Origin of the sequence: Cellulomonas flavigena DSM 20109 (assembly GCF_000092865.1) — a bacterium.
GTDB lineage: Bacteria > Actinomycetota > Actinomycetes > Actinomycetales > Cellulomonadaceae > Cellulomonas > Cellulomonas flavigena.
The window spans coordinates 3,682,718-3,699,798 of record NC_014151.1 but is presented as its reverse complement, the minus strand read 5'-3'; the positions used below and the strand labels follow the sequence as shown (position 1 = coordinate 3,699,798).

13 protein-coding genes are annotated in these 17,081 nt (G+C 71.4%); 6 read left to right on the top strand and 7 right to left on the bottom strand.

The features are described 5' to 3' along the window. Positions 1-69 precede the first annotated feature (69 nt). The 3 genes from CFLA_RS16745 (at position 70) to CFLA_RS16735 (ending at position 3,432) form a co-directional block, all read left to right on the top strand. A complete protein-coding gene (locus CFLA_RS16745; RefSeq protein WP_052302748.1) occupies positions 70-2,361 on the top strand; it encodes a hypothetical protein in 2,292 nt (763 codons plus the stop codon). Beyond that, positions 2,361-3,062: a hypothetical protein gene (locus CFLA_RS16740; RefSeq protein WP_013118529.1), complete on the top strand. Its 702-nt coding sequence runs from the start codon at positions 2,361-2,363 to the stop codon at positions 3,060-3,062. Before CFLA_RS16745 ends, CFLA_RS16740 begins: the two co-directional genes overlap by 1 nt. A 100-nt stretch (positions 3,063-3,162) precedes the next feature. Beyond that, positions 3,163-3,432, top strand: coding sequence for a hypothetical protein (locus CFLA_RS16735; protein ID WP_013118528.1), 270 nt, complete (start codon positions 3,163-3,165; stop codon positions 3,430-3,432). Between the two features lie 75 nt (positions 3,433-3,507). Here CFLA_RS16735 and CFLA_RS16730 read toward each other — a convergent pair whose 3' ends face one another. Further along, positions 3,508-4,380 (bottom strand): hypothetical protein, encoded by an 873-nt coding sequence (locus tag CFLA_RS16730; protein ID WP_013118527.1) that lies wholly within the window; start codon positions 4,378-4,380, stop codon positions 3,508-3,510. Then, positions 4,377-4,976, bottom strand: coding sequence for a DUF6318 family protein (locus tag CFLA_RS16725; RefSeq protein WP_148234401.1), 600 nt, complete (start codon positions 4,974-4,976; stop codon positions 4,377-4,379). The genes CFLA_RS16730 and CFLA_RS16725 overlap by 4 nt, the downstream gene beginning before the upstream one ends. A gap of 189 nt (positions 4,977-5,165) precedes the next feature. Between CFLA_RS16725 and CFLA_RS16720 the strand changes: the two genes are divergently transcribed. After that, positions 5,166-6,833 (top strand): NERD domain-containing protein, encoded by a 1,668-nt coding sequence (locus CFLA_RS16720; RefSeq protein WP_013118525.1) that lies wholly within the window; start codon positions 5,166-5,168, stop codon positions 6,831-6,833. Between the two features lie 27 nt (positions 6,834-6,860). On the opposite strand, the gene CFLA_RS16715 is transcribed toward CFLA_RS16720, so the two are convergent. The 4 genes from CFLA_RS16715 to CFLA_RS16700 form a co-directional block, all read right to left on the bottom strand. Then, positions 6,861-7,550 carry a hypothetical protein gene (locus CFLA_RS16715; protein WP_148234400.1) on the bottom strand — a complete coding sequence of 230 codons (690 nt, stop codon included), beginning with the start codon at positions 7,548-7,550 and terminating at the stop codon, positions 6,861-6,863. A 149-nt stretch (positions 7,551-7,699) separates the two neighbouring features. Next, positions 7,700-8,797, bottom strand: coding sequence for a type IV toxin-antitoxin system AbiEi family antitoxin (locus CFLA_RS16710; RefSeq protein ID WP_013118523.1), 1,098 nt, complete (start codon positions 8,795-8,797; stop codon positions 7,700-7,702). A gap of 99 nt (positions 8,798-8,896) precedes the next feature. Then, complete coding sequence (locus tag CFLA_RS16705) at positions 8,897-12,178, bottom strand: DEAD/DEAH box helicase (RefSeq protein ID WP_043601198.1); 3,282 nt, start codon at positions 12,176-12,178, stop codon at positions 8,897-8,899. A gap of 282 nt (positions 12,179-12,460) precedes the next feature. Continuing rightward, positions 12,461-13,081, bottom strand: coding sequence for an AlbA family DNA-binding domain-containing protein (locus tag CFLA_RS16700; protein ID WP_013118521.1), 621 nt, complete (start codon positions 13,079-13,081; stop codon positions 12,461-12,463). 196 nt (positions 13,082-13,277) lie between these two features. On the opposite strand from CFLA_RS16700, the gene CFLA_RS16695 reads away from it, so the two are divergent. Then, positions 13,278-14,969 carry a hypothetical protein gene (locus CFLA_RS16695; protein WP_043599207.1) on the top strand — a complete coding sequence of 564 codons (1,692 nt, stop codon included), beginning with the start codon at positions 13,278-13,280 and terminating at the stop codon, positions 14,967-14,969. Here the strand turns inward: CFLA_RS16695 and CFLA_RS16690 are convergent. Further along, positions 14,938-16,254 carry an ISL3 family transposase gene (locus CFLA_RS16690; protein WP_013116496.1) on the bottom strand — a complete coding sequence of 439 codons (1,317 nt, stop codon included), beginning with the start codon at positions 16,252-16,254 and terminating at the stop codon, positions 14,938-14,940. The two genes, CFLA_RS16695 and CFLA_RS16690, sit on opposite strands and share 32 nt — an antisense overlap. A 168-nt stretch (positions 16,255-16,422) precedes the next feature. On the opposite strand from CFLA_RS16690, the gene CFLA_RS16685 reads away from it, so the two are divergent. Beyond that, positions 16,423-17,013 carry a hypothetical protein gene (locus CFLA_RS16685; protein ID WP_013118519.1) on the top strand — a complete coding sequence of 197 codons (591 nt, stop codon included), beginning with the start codon at positions 16,423-16,425 and terminating at the stop codon, positions 17,011-17,013. The last annotated feature ends 68 nt before the right edge of the window (positions 17,014-17,081 follow it).

Here is a 17,081-nt window from a genome sequence, read left to right as displayed (position 1 = left end):
CGGCCACGGGCGGTGGTGCCGGGTCGCTACGGTGTGTCCGTTTCGTCCGGTGGTGGCAGGGGGTGGCGCGTGGAGCTCGGGGTGCTCGAGCGTTCGCCTGAGGCGGGTGACGTCGGTGCGATCGACGATCTCGTGGCCGGGTACCTGACGCGTGCGGAGCGGTTCGCGTCGCGGGCGGGTGCGGTGCGGGCTGCCGGTGATGCGCTGGTGTCGGCGTCGGTGGGGCAGTGGGCGGTGGCGCTCGGGGAGCGGGCTGCGCGACTGGCCGCGGGGCTGGATGACGCGGCGGGCGGGTGCCGGCAGGTGGCGGAGGTGCTGGCCGGGTACGGGGCGGCGCTGCGTGGGTTGGAGCGGCGGGTGATGGTCGCGCGGCACGAGGTGGCGACCGCGCGGATCCGGGCGGTGGCTGCGCGGGAGCGGTACGCGGCGGCAGCGTTGGCCGGTGGTGCTGTAAGTGTGCCGTGGGCGTGGAGCGACGTGCCGGCGTTTCCGGCTGTGCCGGCTGCGGCCGGTGAGCTGCGGGTCTGGCAGGCCGCGGTGCAGGACGCGGCCGCGGGGCTGCGGGCGTTTCGTGCGTCCTGCGACGAGCGGGAGGAGCTCGACCGCGCGACCGCTGCGCGGCTGGTCGGGATCGACGTCATGACCGGCTACGCACCCGGAACTGCGGTGGACGCGGTAGTCGACGTGCCGTTGGTGCGGGCGCTTGCGTCGACGGGAGCCGGGACGGTGACGGCCGAGCAGGCGCGAGAGATGGCGCTGTGGTTCTACAGCCTGGGGATCAAGATCTCCGACAGTCGTCACAACCAGCGTGATGCCCGGATGCTGTCGGACTTCCTCGACGTTCACGGTGACGGATCAGCCGTGGTGTTGGCGGCGCTGTTCGAGGCGCTCGGCGGTGATCGAACAGCGGCGCTGGCGTCTGGTCTGGCGGATCGCCCGGATCACCCGTCGCTCGATGACGCCTCGTCGACGCAGCTTGCGCTGAGCATCCGCGCGGCCCTTGCTCGTGGATCGCGAGTGTGGTCGCCGGCCCAAGCGGAGAAGTTCGCGGACGGTCTGTTCGACCCAAGCAACCTCTACGGTCACGCTGCGAGAGCGATCGACTATCTGTTCGCCGATCCGGATGGCGCGCGCATGAGCGCGGTTCTGACCGTTGCCGTCGCCGATCGCCTCGACGCGTACGAGCAAGAGCATGGAAAGCTCGCGAGTGGCGGGCAGAAGCTCGGTTACCGGATGGAGATGACGGGGGATCCGGGCTCGGAACAGCGTCTTCACCTCGATCCCGCAGCATCGGTCTTCGCCACCCTGGGTACGTACCCGCAGGAGGCGAGGGACTGGTTGACGGGTGGATCAGTGGACTGGGTGACCCACGCTCCGTCGTTCGATCGCGCCCGCATCGACTACTGGTTCGGGGAGCGGGACTGGTCGCTCCCACACTCCGACGGGTTCGCTGGGATCGGTGGCCTATGGGCCGGTCTCCAGACGTCGCACGGCTTGTTGGGCGTTCACCAGGTTGCGTCGATCAACGACGCCGTTTTCGCGAACCTGGCGGCGAACCCCTCAGCGGCGAGCACGGAGAACATCAGTAACCTCGGCTCCCTGCGCATGGCGGAAGCAATCGCCGCGCAACTTCACGGATTGATCGAGGTCGGCGTCATGCGAGACCCGTCGAACCGCAACTGGTCGTGGGAGTTCGTCCCCTCGTTGCTCGTGGCGGAGAAGACTGTTGCTGCTGCGGTCAGTCGTGAGGACCTCGTGCGAGTACTCGCGGCGGCAACGAGTCAGCCAGCGGGTCTGAGCCGGACGAGTGAGGCACTCGTCCAATATGAAGCACTCGCACTGAACGCGGCGACATCTGGGGCGTCGCCGAGTCTGGCGCTCAACCGGATCGCCGTCGTCTGGGGTGTGGCAGAGGGTGCCATCAACGGAGCGAATCAGGCGGAGTATCAACGCCTCTCCGATGAGGTGCGCGCGGCAGTGGGCCTCGGGAGGATGCCGGTCAACCTGGCGCTCACCGGGGTCTCGAATCCGATCGTCGCCATCGGCCTGGATGCTGCTGTCAGTCACCTCGAGAAGGAGATCGTCCAGTCGATGACCCCTGACCTTCCGGCCCGGGTGTCTATTCGCGATCCCCATGCAGATCCGATCCAGCAGTACTTCACCGAGGCATCGGCAACGTTCCGTCGTACCGGCTTGTGGGATGGCCCGGAACTTCGGAACGACTCCGAGCTCGCCCTGACTGCAATCTCGGACGGTGCCACGTTCTATCGGCAGTACGAGGACACAGCTCAAGGGATGCATCAGGCGATCGTCGCTGCGGCGGCACGTGCGGACGCAACGCCACGAGGGAGTAACGGGTGATGACGCAGCCGGACAGTCAGTCGTTCACGGGGTGGCGACTTCCCACCTGGGGATGCGCGGTTGCCGCCGCCATGCTGTGCGCCTCTCTCACTGCATGCAGCTCCACCGACGCGGTACCTGCTGTCAAGCCGGAACTCGTGTGGGTGGACGGCCCGCCTTCCGGGGCGCTCGAGTCCGACAAGTGGATCAGGGCGGTGCGGGACGCGGAGTTCGCTCTCGCGTGGGCGTCGAACGAGGCCGACTTCACGCTGCCGGAGGTCACCTCGACGTGGAGCAGCTTCTCCATCGACAGCTTTGCGACGAGTGTCCAAGCAGATCTGCTGCACGGCACGCCACGCGTCTATCTCGGCCCCGTGCCCGTTGCTCCCGTGGCGGTACAGGTCGATGACGACGGGAAGGGTGCGGATGTTGCGGCGTGCGTGGATGCGGTCGAGATGCTGCCTTCCTATGACGACGGGAACGACTGGCCCCTGCTTCGCTACTACCCCTTGGAGCTCACCGAGAGCGGGGAGCGGCGGATGGCGAGAGGTCGGCCGCCGCACGAGCCGTTCTTCCTCCCCGACGGCTCCGAGCTCACTGACGAGTACTGCAAGACCCTGACCATCCCTCGTGCTGTCTTCGACCCCGCCCCTGACCTGGAAGTGCTGGCGCGCAAGGACAGGGACGACGTGCTCGTCCCGCCGCTGGAGCCGGTCGGATGAACCGCGATGCAGGACGGCCGACGTCCTTCTACTGCCCTGCCCGACCTTCGAGGGCGAGTGTCCGCCATGAGTCGCCTGCCACCTCTCAGGGAGGAACACCGTGACGGACCTCAAGGTCGGCGCCGCTGACGTCGCGAACTTCGTGGCTGCGCTGGACCAGCACGCCGGTGTCGTGGGTGCTGAGTGCTACGCGACCGGGCAGATGCTCGGTTCGGGGATGGTGCAGGACGCCTTGGGCAACGTGTCGTTGGTGCTGACGGTCCTTGACCAGGCGTTGGCCACGGGTGCCGGCGCGCTGGCGCGAGATGCCCGGTCCACTGGCAATGCGTGGTCGGGAGCCGACAGCGGTATGTCGATGCGGCCTGTGTGACCGGCCGCACTGCTCGTTGCTCGGGGTCGATGGCAGAGCGTCTCGACGCGCGTACCGACGAGCAGAGCGAGCCGGTCAGCAGTCTGGGGGCTTGGGCCTGTCGGTGCACAGTCGGTCGACGAGTCGGCTGGTGCGTTCCTCGACGCGGAAGGGTGCGCTGGTGGTCGTGGTGAGGGCGACGCCGTCGACGTCACGCCAGACGGGCGAACCGTCGACCTGGTAGCGGCCGGTCCACTGCGCGGTGAGGGTGATCGTGCGCGCGGGGTCGGGCTTCTCGTACTCGTGGAACGTGTCGTGGTCGGGGTACGGGTGGCCGGGGGAGCGGGTGGTGAGGGTGTGGCCGTCACCGAAGTCGTAGGTCCACAGGGTGGGGGTGGCCTCGACGGTGATGCCGATGCCGAGCAGGTCGGTGCGCAGGGTGATCGGGGTGGGGTCGGTGCGGACGATGGTCTCGATGTTGACCAGGACCCAGCCGCGGTCGGGCTGCAGCGTGAGCGTGGGTGCGGGCAGGGGCAGCCGACGGAAGTCCGCCTCGGTGAGTTCGGGCAGCAGGTCCACGCCGCATCCGCCCGAGTCAATCTGCTGCCATGGGCCCCACGCATCGGCGGGAGTCGCGCGGACCTGACGCCACATCGGCAGGACGATCTCATCGCCCTCCTCGCACTCACGAAGAGCGCCCGCGCGGTTTGCGAGCTCCGGGCAGCTGCCGTCCACTGAGCCACGAGTCCACAGCCCGGCTGCCTCTCGGCAGAGCGGCGCGCGCTCATACTGCGCCAACTGGAGTTCGGGCGGGACTCGGCGAGCGGCGGCTGCGGCGCGTTCTGCCTCGCGCGCGGCGAAGAGCTCGAACTGCCCCTTACCGGCCGTGCCGGCCGTCCCGAGGTCGTCCCCGACTGGTGCAGCGAGGAGCGCTGCAGCGAGGACGAACGCTCCCAGGACGCCGCTCACCCGGCGGCCTCCACGCCCAGCGCCTCGACGATCCAATTGCCGCTCCAGCGGAGTCCGAAGCGGAGAACGCGGTCCGTCTCCGCGGTCTCCGACACGACTGTCCCGGATTCGTCGCGCACCACCGAGGAGCCTTCAGTCAGGTGGAGTTCCACGGTGAAGGACTCACCGGTCACGAGTTCCGTCGGGTTGCTCTGGTGGACCGTGATCGCGTAGCCCTCGGCATGGTTCCCCTGCTCGCGCGCGGCATCCACCTGGCCGACGATCGCGGTGCACGTTGCACAGTCGGGGCCTGAGAGCCCGGCCAGGAGCGACGGGTCACCCGTCACACGTGCGTACGTGTAGAGCGCCATGAAGTACTCAGCGGCTGCTGCAGCGCCTTCGACGCTCGGCGTGCCCATCGCCTCGGGACGCTCGGGCGGAGTAGCTGCGTCCTCAGTCGGCGATGGTGTCGGGCTCGTGGTGGGTGACGCCGTCGCTGTCAGCGTCATGGTCGGCTTGGACGTCCCGCCGCTCGTGCATCCAGCCAGTGCCATCCCCGCCGCCAGGGCGGCTGCGGCGGCGATGGCAGCGGGAAACCGGGGCGTGCCTGTCTGCATGCCGGAAAAGTACCGGTTCCGCGCCGTCCGCAGTTCCCGCGGTGCAGATCTGTGGACAACCCGCCCGTCCCCCGGCCGTCCCCAGGACGGGTGCTCCCACCCGCGTCGTCGGCGCACACGGGTGGCCCGGGTTGACCCGTCGCCGCGTCGTGTCGATACCCACGTCGGACCCTCTGCCCTGGAGCCGCCGTGCCACGCACCTACCCGGAGCACCCCGCCTTCCCCGAGGACGGCGGGGCGGAGCGGCGCGTGTGGGAGGTGCTGCGTGACCACCTGCCCGACCACGCGGTGCTGCTCGCGGGGACGGCGCTGCAGGACGGGGGCGCGGAGCGGGAGATCGACCTGCTCATCGTGTGGCCGGGCGTGGGGGTCGCAGCGATCGAGGTGAAGGGCGGGCACGTCTCGCGCGGGGACGGCGCGTGGTGGCAGGGGTCCGGGGTGTCGCGCCACCGGATCGACCCCGTGGGGCAGGTGCAGGCGGCCAAGCACACGCTGCTGCGGCTGCTCGAGCAGCACGGGCTCGCCGCCGCGCGCACGCGCACCGCGCACCTGGTGGCGTTGCCGCACGTCTTCGTCCCGGCGGTGTGGGACGCGCCGGAGGTGCCACGCGCGATGGTGCTGGACCGCGCGCAGATCACCGACGGCGGGCCGGCGGTGCACGCGATCCGCCGGGCCATCGAGACGCACGGCGCCGGGCACGCTCCGCTCGACGAGGCCGGGGCCGCCGCGCTGGTCGAGTGGTTGACCGGGGGGTTCCCGTCGCAGGCGGAGGCGCTCGCGCAGGCCGCGCAGTACGAGGACCACCTCGACCGGCTGACCCGCGAGCAGGCGCACGCGATGCGCCACCTCGACGCGGTGCGGCGCGTGCACGTCGTCGGCGGGGCGGGGACGGGCAAGACGTGGCTGGCGCTGGAGCACGCGCGCCGCCGGGCACGCGCCGGGGAGCGCGTGGCGCTCATGTGCTACTCCCGCGGGCTGGCGCGGTACCTGGAGCGGACGTGCGCGACGTGGCCCGCCAGGGAGCGGCCCGCGTACGTGGGGCTGTTCCACGAGCTGCCCGTGCGCTGGGGCGCCGCGCCCGGTGACGACGCCGACCCCACCGACTGGGAGGAGCGGCTGCCGCGCGAGCTCGGGGACCTCGCCGCGTCACGCGTGCCCGACGAGCTGTTCGACGCCGTCGTCGTCGACGAGGCCCAGGACTTCGGCGACGCGTGGTGGCCCGCGCTGCTGCGCTGCCTGCGCGACCCCGACGCCGGCAGGCTGGCCGTGTTCTCCGACGACGGGCAGCGGGTGTTCCCGCGCACCGGGACCGCGCCCGTCGAGCTGACCGTCGTCGAGCTCGACGAGAACCTGCGCTCCACCCAGCAGATCGCCCAGCTGTGCGGTGCGCTGCACGAGGGCGTGACCCGTCCACGCGGGTGGGCGGGGGCGCCGGTGCGGGTCGTCGACGTTCCGGCCGAGGACGCGGTCGGGGCCGCGGACGACGCCGTCGACGCGCTGCTCGCCGAGGGCTGGGAACCCGGGCAGGTCGCGCTGCTGACCACCGGGCACCGGCACCCGCTGCAGGTCGAGGCCGTCGACGGCGGTGGACACGCCGCGTACTGGGACGGGTTCCTGGACGGTGACGACGTGTTCTACGGGCACGTGCTCGGGTTCAAGGGGCTCGAGCGGACCGTCGTCGTGCTGGCCGTCAACGGGGTGCGGGATGCCGCGCGGGCGCGGTCGGTGCTGTACACGGGGCTGTCGCGGGCGCGGGTGCTGCTGGTGGTCGTGGGGCCGCGGGAGTACGTGGAGGACGTGGGCGGGGAGGCGGTGCGGAAGAGGTTGCGGGACGCGTGGGAGTGGCCAGCGGTCTGACGGTGCGACGCGGGCGGTGATTCCTCGTCACTCAGCGGCAACGGCGGCGTCGAAGGCAGCGAGGCAGGAACGCGCGGCGGCGGCGACGTCAAGACGGATCGTCAGCGGGTCGTCGTCCATGCCGTCGCGTACACGCTGCTCGGCGTACGCATGCAGAGCAGGCGACTCGACGTTGAGCAACTGCGTGAGGGCTCCGCGGAGCGAGGCGACGAAGAACGCCTCCCGGTCCGGTGGAAGTGCCTGGCGTGCGGCGACGCCGGCTCCGCGCGGGCCGCCGGGATTATGCAGGATGACGAATGCGAGGTCGTAGGTGTCCTTCAGTGCCTGTCGCCCCAGCAGGGCCGTCGCCTTCGCGAGCAGGTATCCGCCGAGCCCGGCGTAGCGGACCTGCAGCTCTGTCTCAGCAAAGTCATCAGTGGCCAGCACCGTGACCGGCCGCCGGACCCCGTCGGCCAGTGCGGCCGAGGGGCCCATGAGGTTCATGGCGGTCACCGTCCGCGCCCCCGGCAGCGCCAGCTCCTGGCCTTGGTTGTCCAGGACGTCGCAGAGGACGTCGATGTGGACGTCGACGCCCTCGCGTCGGACGGTCCACCGCCACGCCGGACCGTTCGTCGCCGGGGCGAACCCGGCGCTCAGCAATGCGCTCTCGAGCCAACCGAAGTCCTGCTCGTCGCGGTCGTAGACCGGTGCGAGGTCCAGGACGACGTCGATGTCCACGGTGCCCTGGTGCGGTGCCTCGACGAAGGGGGCAAGGAGCGGAGGGTTGAGACCGCCGACGACCGTGATCTGCGCTCCGTGCGGTCCCATGGCGGCCAGCAGGTCGCGCAGCGCGTCCTCCGCGAGCGCTCGTGCGCGTGGCGTGCGCATCAGAAGCCGATCCTCCTGTCCCGTAGCGCGCTCGCGGCCTCGTCACCTCGGACGCCGCCGGACAGGAGATCCGCGTAGAGCCGGATGTCGGGGACGAGCGGGAGCTCGCTGGCACCGGGGTCGGCGGCGATGAGTGTCGTCAGGTAGCGGTCGGCGCGCAGCAGGCGGACGCGACCGCCCGTGGGGACCGGCGTGAGCTCCGCGCGAGCAAGGAGGGAGTCGAGGTCGTCGTCGTACAGGTCCGGCTCGATGTACAGCTCGACGACCGAGACCCGGCTGAGGTGTGGCGCGCGGATCTGGGCGGCAGCCTCGCCGGTGACCGCCCAGCAGCCGGCAGGCCACGCGGTGGCCAACCGCCGGAGCCATCCCTCGATGTCGGTGACCAACGCGTGTGCCACGGTCGTGCGCCGGGTGCGCCGCGTGCTCCAGGCGGCCCAGCTGCTGAGCATGGCACTGGGGTCGGCGAGGTGGCGGACGACCTGCGGTCCTCGGCCAGGGCCGGAGCGCCGTGTCCAGCCGATGGCGTCGAATCTCTGCAGCGTGCGGCTGACCGACGCAGCCGAGATCCCGAGGCGATCCGCGATGCTGGTGACCGCCTCGATCTCCGTGTGCAGGTCGGTGGCCGTGGCGCGCTCGAGGATCAGCTCAGCCACGGCCCCGCTGGCATCGGCCCAGCTCATCTCGGTCGGGGCGCGTCGCTCTGTCACCGGGGGTGGCGGGCCGTCGACCGCGACGACGACGGGTCCAGCGCTCACTCGCAGGTTGCCTTCCTCATCGGCCCACGACAGCCCGCGATCGTCGAGCAGCGTCCTCGCACCGGGAGACAGGTGCCGAGCGACGACGACGGGGACGTCGCCCGGCGTGACGAAGTCGAGCATGAGGAGTGCTGTGCGGACGTCCTGCGGGTAGCCGGCACCCGCGGGGATCGGGACGAGGGTGGAGGTCCGGCCGGCGGGTGTGGTGAGGAGGACGGCTGTGCGGTCCTCGGCGTCGCGGCTCGGGCTGTACGGCGCCTGCGTCACCTGGGCCCGCGCTCCGAGTGCGCGCGCGAGGTGGCGAGCCAGCGTCGCGGCCTGGTGCTTATTGCGCGGGAGCATGTTATCTACTCTAGGAGTGGATATGGCCGACGTCGACAACGGGACCCATGGTCCGAGGGTCTCATCTCGGGGCGAGCACCGTGCACCCGTGCGACCTCGTCACCCCTCCAACAACCCGCGGACGTCATCTGCGGTGATGGCCCGGGCGAACGCCTGCTCGTCGTCGCCCAGGACCGCGTCGAACACCGCCCGCTTGCGCGCGGCCAGCGCCATCACCTTCTCTTCGATGGTCCCAGCGGCGACGAGCCGGTTGACCATGACCTTGCGGTCCTGGCCGATGCGGTGGGTGCGGTCGACGGCCTGCTGCTCCACCGCCGGGTTCCACCACGGGTCGAGCAGGTACACGTAGTCGGCCTCGGTGAGGTTCAGGCCGAACCCGCCGGCGCGCAGGCTCACGAGGAACAGCGGTGCGGACCCGGTGCGGAACCGGTCGACGACGTCTCCGCGTCGCCGTGTGCGCCCGTCGAGGTACTCGTACGCGAGACCGGCAGTACGGCACCGGTCGGCCACCAGGCGCAGGTAGCCGGTGAACTGGGAGAACACCAGGGCGCGGTGTCCCTCGGCGGCGACGGGCGCGAGCTGGTCGAGCAGCGCGTCGAGCTTGCTCGACGGGACGCTCGCGTACCGGTCGGGGTCGACGAGCGAGGCGTCGAGGGCCAGGCGGCGCAGGGTCGTCAGGGAGCGGAAGATCGCGAGGCGGTTCGCGTCGAAGTCGTCGAGGAGCCCCAGCAGGCGGGACCGCTCGCGCTGCAGGTGTGTGTCGTACGCGCGGCGGTGCGCGGGGGCCAGGTCGACCAGGTGGGTCTGCTCCTGCCGGTCGGGCAGGTCGGGGGCGACCTGCTCCTTGGTGCGCCGCAGCAGCACCGGCCGCATCCGGCGACGCAGGTGGGCCAGGGCGCGGGCGGCCTCGGCGCGCGTCGCGTCGTCGGCGGTCGGGCGTGCCGCGGCCTCGACGGGCCGTGCCACGTCGTCGCGGAACCTGGCAGCGGACGGGAACAGGCCAGGCGCGACGATCGCGAGGATCGCCCACAGCTCCGTGACGTCGTTCTCCAGCGGAGTGCCCGTGATCGCCAGCTTGAACGGCACCCGCAGGGCGCGCGCGTGCGCGTTGGCCCGGGTCGCGTGGTTCTTGACGAACTGCGCCTCGTCGAGCACCAGCCCCGACCAGTCGAGCGCGCGCACGTCGTCGTGCTCGATGCGGAACAGCGCGTACGACGTCACGACGACGTCGGCGCCCGCGACCGCGTCGGCCAGCGGCACACCGGAGCGGCGGGCGGTCTCGCCGAGCGTCACGACCCGCAGCGTCGGGGTGAAGCGCGCGGCCTCCGCGGCCCAGTTGCCGACGACCGAGGCGGGCGCGACCACGAGGAACGGCGGCGCGTCAGGCTGCTGCTCGCGGGCGTGCGCGACCAGAGCCAGGGTCTGCAGGGTCTTGCCCAGGCCCATGTCGTCGGCCAGCACCCCACCGAGCCCGTGCTCCCAGCACATCGCCAACCAGGCGAAGCCCTCGCGCTGGTAGGGGCGCAGGTCGGCGTGCACCGTCGCCGGGACGGGCCGGTCGGTCGACGGGCCGGGCCCGTCACGCAGCAGCCGGACGAACCCGTCGACCTTCTGCTGCCACGTCGTCGACTGCTCGACCTCGTCGGCCAGGTCCGTCAGGTCCGCCCACAGGCTCGTGCGGTACGGGTTGAGCCGCAGGCGGCCGGGGCGGTCCTCGAGGCGCGCGGCCTCCTCGATGAGCCGCCGCAGGTCGTCCAACGCCGGGTGGTCCAGGCGCAGCCACGCGCCGTCCGCGAGGAGCAGGCGGTCGTCGCCGACGGCCAGCGCACGGAACAGGTCGGCGAACGGCACGTCGCGTCCCTCGACGGTGACCGTGACGGACAGGTCGAACCAGTCGGCGTCGGTGGTGTCCCGGACGGCGACCGTCACGTGGGGTGCGTCGTGGAGCGCGACGTACGCGGGGACGTCGCCGGCCTCCGTGCGCACACCGTCGAGGCCGGCCAGCAGCGGCAGCAGCGTCTCGGCGACGTCCAGCGCCGCCAGCCCCGCGAACTCGTGCTGCGCGACCACGCGGAACGCGCCCAGGCGCGGCAGGTCGTGCACCGCGTCCTCCACGCGGTGCACGATCTCCGCCTCGACGTCCAGGTCCCGGACGGCGGCGTCCTGCGGCGTGACGACGAGCGGGCGCCGCGCCCTGGCCCCACCCAGTGCGTACTCCCAGTCCCAGTGCAGCCGCACCGCGGCCGGGGAGGTGAAGTCGCAGGTCACGACGAGGACGGGGCGGTCCGGCTCGGGCAGGTCGACGCTGCCGTCGCTGCTGGTCACCCGGACCGTGCGGCGCAGGCGCGGGTACGTGTCGGCCATGAGCGCGGGCACGTCGCCGGCCGGGACGACGACCGTGGGCAGGTCGAGCAGGGCGAGCACCGGCTCCGTGAGGGCGTGGGCCACCGGGGCCAGGGTCAGGACGCGGGGGTTCACGTCGTGCCAGGTGAACAGCCCGGTCGTGCCGACGGCGCCGCGCACCGGCGCCGTCGCCTCCTCGTCGCCGAGCAGCAGACGCGGCCCGACGCGCACGGCGTCCCCGTCCGCGACGACGTCCAGGTGCAGGGTGGCCGAGCCGAGCAGGCGGACGACGTCGGACCGCGCGGGGCCGACCAGCTCGATGCCGAGCTCCGCCGCTGCGGCCAGGTGCGGCCACAGGTACCGCGAGCACTGACCGAGGGCCAGCCACGCGCCGCTCATGTACCGGCTCTCGAGGTGCATCGCGTAGAGCTCCCGGAACCAGGTGCGCGCCGCCGGGTCGACGGGTGTCCGCGACCAGCCGTACGAGTAGCGCAGGGTCTCCCACCCGATGTCGGACGCCGCCGCCCACGTGCCCTTGGCCGTGCGCCGCACCGGGCGGGCCGACAGCGACAGGGAGCTGGGCGACCACGTGTCCGTCGGGTGCTTGGGCAGGCCGTCGACGCGGATCTGCAGCGCAAGGGGTGGCGCGTCCTGGGCGGTGGTCGGTGGGGTCGCGGGTGTCGTCAGGGCGCTGAGGGCATGGTTCCAGGCGGCAGGGATGCGGCCGGACGTCATGGCCGGACGCGCGCCGGTGTGCAGCAGCGTGGCGGCGACGTGCTTGCACGCGACGCGCATCGGGCACGAGCAGTGGTCGTCGACGACGTCGAGCCGCGCGTCGAGGCTGATGACGCACCGGTAGGTGCGTGACCCGCTGCCGCGGACCAGGGACGTCAGGACCCGCTCGTGCGGGTCCCAGTCGACGGTGACCACGCGGCCCTCGCGCTGGTAGCCCACGCCGCGGTCGAACGTCGGGCCGTCGACCGCGTCCCGGACCGCCCGCACGGGGACGGCCGGGGGTGGAGCGGTCGTGGGGGCCACGGGGTGCATGGTGCCACGTGAGGTTGGTCAGTCCCCGTGGTCCGTCGCCACCACGTAGTGCGCGCCCCGGCGCTCCCGCGTCCAGATCCTGCTCCCTGGTGTGCGCGCCGATGCGCGCACTCAGGTCGTCGGCTGCGGCCAGGAGGGGTGCGCGCGACGAGACGTTGGACTCGACCGCGCTGTTGCGCAACAGGACCTCGTGCGTGGGAACGTAGCAAGCGAGTGAGGGCGCCCTGCCGAAGAGGAGCATCGCGCCGGTGGTGAGCGCCCCGTCGGGGCCGATCAGGCCGAGCGCCCGGGCGGTCTCACCGTCGTCGAGCGACACGAGGTGCGCATCGCCACCGGAGCGGCGAGCCATCTCACGGAACCGCTGGAACTCACCCGGGTCGAGATCCTCGCTGGTCGCCCCGCAGGACGGTCCGGGACGGTCGACCTGCCCGGCGTCCGCGGTGCGGGCGAACATCTCGTGGAACGCGTAGGGCACTCGTGGAACGCGTAGGGCACGCACTCCGGAGTGCCGTCCTGCCGCAGCGCGCGGCGGGTGTACACCCCGTGCCGGGTGCCCACCGGGGTGGTCGACCGGTCGACGCGGACGGCGATGACGGCGCTGCCGTCGACGTCCACGACGTCCACGGTGGTGCTCAGCGGGGGGACCGTCAGGTTGGCGATCAGGGCCTGCATCAGCGCGGGGTCGGTGGAGGTCCCGTGGCGGGGCCGGGAGCCGGTGATCGTGCCGTCGTCCTCCACGCCGACGAGGACGGTCCCGCCCTGACCGTTGGCCATGCGGGTCACTGCCTCGACCAGGGTGCGGTCGTTGAGTCGGCTCCGGTCGGACGTGAACTCTGTCGTCAGGGTCTCCCCGCCAGCGGCGATGCTCCGGATCGAGTCGGCATCTATATACATGAGTTATGCCACCCCCAACGATGATGTCACTCCTCGCGCATAACTCATGACTCATAAGCGGAGGGCGGGTTGCTCGCCGTGCCCCTCGTCCCACGGCTCGCGCCAGCCGGGAGGTCGCTGTGGATAGCTGCCACGGGAGGCGGTCCGCGGTCGCTACGGTGTGTCCGATTCGTCCGGTCGTGGCAGGGGGTGGCGCGTGGAGCTCGGGGTGCTCGAGCGCTCGCCGGAGGCGGGTGACGTCGGCGCGATCGATGACCTCGTCGCCGGGTACGTGACGCGCGCGGAGCGGTTCACGGCGCGGGCGGGTGCGGTGCGGGCGGCGGGGGACCAGCTCGTGTCGGTGTCGGTCGGGGCCTGGGCGTCGGCGCTCGGAGAACGGGCGGCGCGGTTGGCGGCCGGGCTGGACGATGCCGCCGGTGGGTGCCGGCAAGTGGCGGAGGTGCTGGCCGGGTACGGGGCTGCGTTGCGGGGGCTGGAGCGGCGGGTGATGGTCGCCAGGCACGAGGTGGGGACGGCGCGGATCCGGGCGGTGGCGGCGCGGGAGCGGTATGCGACGGCGGCGCTCGCCGGTGGTGCTGCGAGCGTGCCGTGGCTGTGGAGCGACGTGCCGGCGTTCCCGGCGGTGCCTGCTGCGGCCGGCGAACTGCGGGTGTGGCAGGCGGCGGTGCAGGACGCGGCCGCTGGGCTGCGGGCGTTCCGTGCGTGCTGCGACGAGCGGGAGGATCTCGACCGGGCGACCGCTGCGCGGCTGGGCGGGGTCGACGTGATGACCGGGTACGCACCGGGGACCGGGGTGGACGCGGTGGTCGACGTGCCGCTCGTGCGAGCGCTGGCGTCGGCGGCGGCCGGGACGCTGACCGCCGAGCAGGCGCGCGAGATGGCGTTGTGGTTCAACGGCCTGGCGATCAAGGTGTCCGCCAGCCACCGCAACCAGCGTGACGTCCAGATGTTGTCGGACTTCCTCGACGTCCATGATGACGAGTCAGCTGCAGTGCTGGCGGCGCTGTTCGAGGCGCTCGGCGGTGATCGAACAGCCGCGCTGGTGTCCGGTTTAGCGGAGCACCCGGATCGTCCGTCGCTGGATGGCGACCCGTCTCCGCTGCTTGCGCTCCGCGTGCGCGCGGCTCTTGCTCGCGGATCGTGGCTGTGGTCGCCGACCCAGGCCGAGAAGTTCGCGGAGGGTCTGTTCGACTCGGGCAACCTCTACGGTCACGCCGCGAGAGCGATCGACTACCTGTTCGCCGATGCCGACGGTGCACGCATGAGCGCGGCCCTCACGATTGCCGTCGCCGATCGCGTCGACGCCTTCGAGCAGGAGCATGGCAGGCTGGCGGACTTCGGGCAGAAGCTCGGGTTCCGGCTGGAGATGAGCGAGGAGCCGGGCTCTGAGCAGCGACTTCCCCTCGATCCCGCAGCATCTGTCTTCGCCACGCTGGGTACGTACCCGCAGGAGGCGAGGGACTGGTTGACGGGTGGCTCGATCGACTGGTCGAGTGATATTCAGCCGTTCGATCGTGCTCGCATCGGCTACTGGTTCGGAGAGCGTGACTGGTCAATCCCGAAGTCTGACGGGTTCGCCGGGATCGGCGCGTTGTGGGCTGGCGTTCAGGGCTCGAACGGACCGCTCGACGCTCGGCAGGTCGCGTCGATCAACGATGCGGTGTTCGAGCAGCTTGCGATCAACCCGTCGTTGCTGAGGACCGAGCACATCAGCAATCGCGGCTCGCTCCGTATCGCAGAGGCGGTCGGGGCGCAGCTTCACGGGTTGATCGAGGTGGGGGGAAATCGGGGTCCGGCCTACAGTGATCGGCAGTGGGAAAAGGTCCCCTCACTTCTCACGCGGGAAGGGATCGGGCTCATCCCAATCCAGGGTGTAGTCGCTGTCTGAAGCCGCCGGTCTCGAGCAGGCTGCGGGCGATGTAGTTCGCGATGTTGCGGAAGCCGAGGGCCGAGCCGCGCAGGTGTTCGAGGCGTCCGTTCATGGCCTCGGTGGGTCCGTTGCTGGTGCCGGGTCGCTCGAAGTAGGCCAGGACGTCGGCGGCCCGCTTCTTCAGGGTCCGCCCGAGCGTGCGGAGCTCGATCAGGGCGGCCGGGACGCCGGTCGTGACGGACTCGATCAACTGGGTCATGAGCTGCTTGCCGCGGGCGCGGTCGGGCTCTCGATAGGCGCCGACCATGCGCTGGTAGATGCCCCAGGTCGCCTCGACCTGCACGTGGTCCTCGTTCTCGAACAGCGCCGTCAGGCGCTGGCGTTGCCGGTCGGTGAGCAGGTCGGCACCGGTGTGCAGGGTCCGCCGGGCGCGGTAGAGCGGGTCACCGGCGCGGCCGCGGTGACCGTGCAGGTCCTGCTGGACCCGGCGCCGGCAGCGGTCCAGCGCGTCCCCGGCCAGGCGGACCACGTGGAAGGGATCCATCACGCAGGTCGCCTCGGGCAGCTCCTCGGTGGTGGCGGTCTTGAAGCCGGTGAACCCGTCCATCGCCACGACTTGCAGAGCGTCGCGCCAGGACTGCGGACGCTCGGCGAGCCAGGTCTTGAACGCCTGCTTCGAGCGGCCTTCGACCATCGCCAGCAGTCGCGAGGGCCCGGTCCGGTCGCGGGCCGGGGTCAGGTCGATGATGACCGTGACGTACTTCTCCCCGCGGCGGGTGTGTTGCCACACGTGCTCGTCGACGCCGATGACCTTCACGCCCTCGAAGCGGGCCGGGTCCTCGAGCAGGACGCGTGCGCCCTCGGCCAGGACGGCGTCGTTGGCGGTGTCCCACGACACCGCCAGAGCCTGGGCGAGGCGGGCGACGGTCAGGTGCTGGCAGACCAGCCCGACCAGAGCCCACCGCAGGGCGGTCCGGGACAGTTTGGCGCGCGGTTCGGCGGCGCGGCTGGTGTCCTGGCGCCAGACGTGCCCGCAACCGGTGCACTTGTAGCGGCGGATCGTGACCAGCAGGGTCGTCGGGCGCCAGCCCAGCGGCTCGTGCGCCAACCGTCGGGTCACGGTGTCCCGCGGGCCGCCTTCGCAGCCGCAACGCCGGCACCAGCGCGCCGCCTCGTCCTCCTGGACGCGGCAAGCGAGCACCGCCCGGTCAGTTTCCAGGTGCTGGCCCACGACCACGAGACCGAGCTCGTCGAGGCGGCAGAACGTCGTCAGGTCAGGGGTCGTGAAGGTAGCGTCAGGCACGTCGAGGTCTTCCTGGATGGCTGTGTGAGAACTTCCATCCTCGGGAGACCTCGACCTCTACCCGGGCACCGACGCGCCGCCCGTCCCTCGCGCCGCCTGGCCGCCGGCTACACCCTCAACTGGGAAGAGCCAGGGATCGTCACCGCGACCGTCACTCGCGAGCAACTCGTGCAGGTGCTCGCCGCCGCCACCAGTCAGCCAGCCGGGTACAACCACACCGGCAAGGCCGTCCTCGCCTACGAGGCAATCGCATTGGACGTCGCGACATCACGCGGGGCGTCCGCGAGCCTGGCGCTGGATCGGCTTGCCGTCCTCTGGGGTGTGGCGGACGGTGCCATCAACGGAACCCTCCAGGCTGAGCACCAGCGCATGTCCGACGAGATGCGTGCGGCGGTCGGGATCGGAAAAATCCCCGTCAATCTGCTGCTCACCAAGGTGCCACACCCGATCGTTGCCATCGGCTTGGACGTCGCTGTCGGTCATCTCGAACAGGAGACCGTCCGATTGCTGACACCTGATCAGCCGAGCCCGGTGCACATCCGCCCTCCGGATGCTGACCCGATCCAGCAGTACTTCGCCGAGGCGTCGGCGACGTTCCGTGATTCCGAGTTGTGGGACGGTCCAGAACTCCGGGGGGACTCCGAGGTGCTCCTGACCGCGGCATCAGACGGTGCCACGCTCTACCAGCGATACACGGACACCTCTGCAGTGATGCAGCAAGCGATCGTCAATGCGGCGACAAATGCAGGTAGGAAATGACGAGGGAGCGACGGAGTATGAGGCAGCGAGACGCTCACCCTCCGACGAGGGCAGTCTGGTGCCGCGCA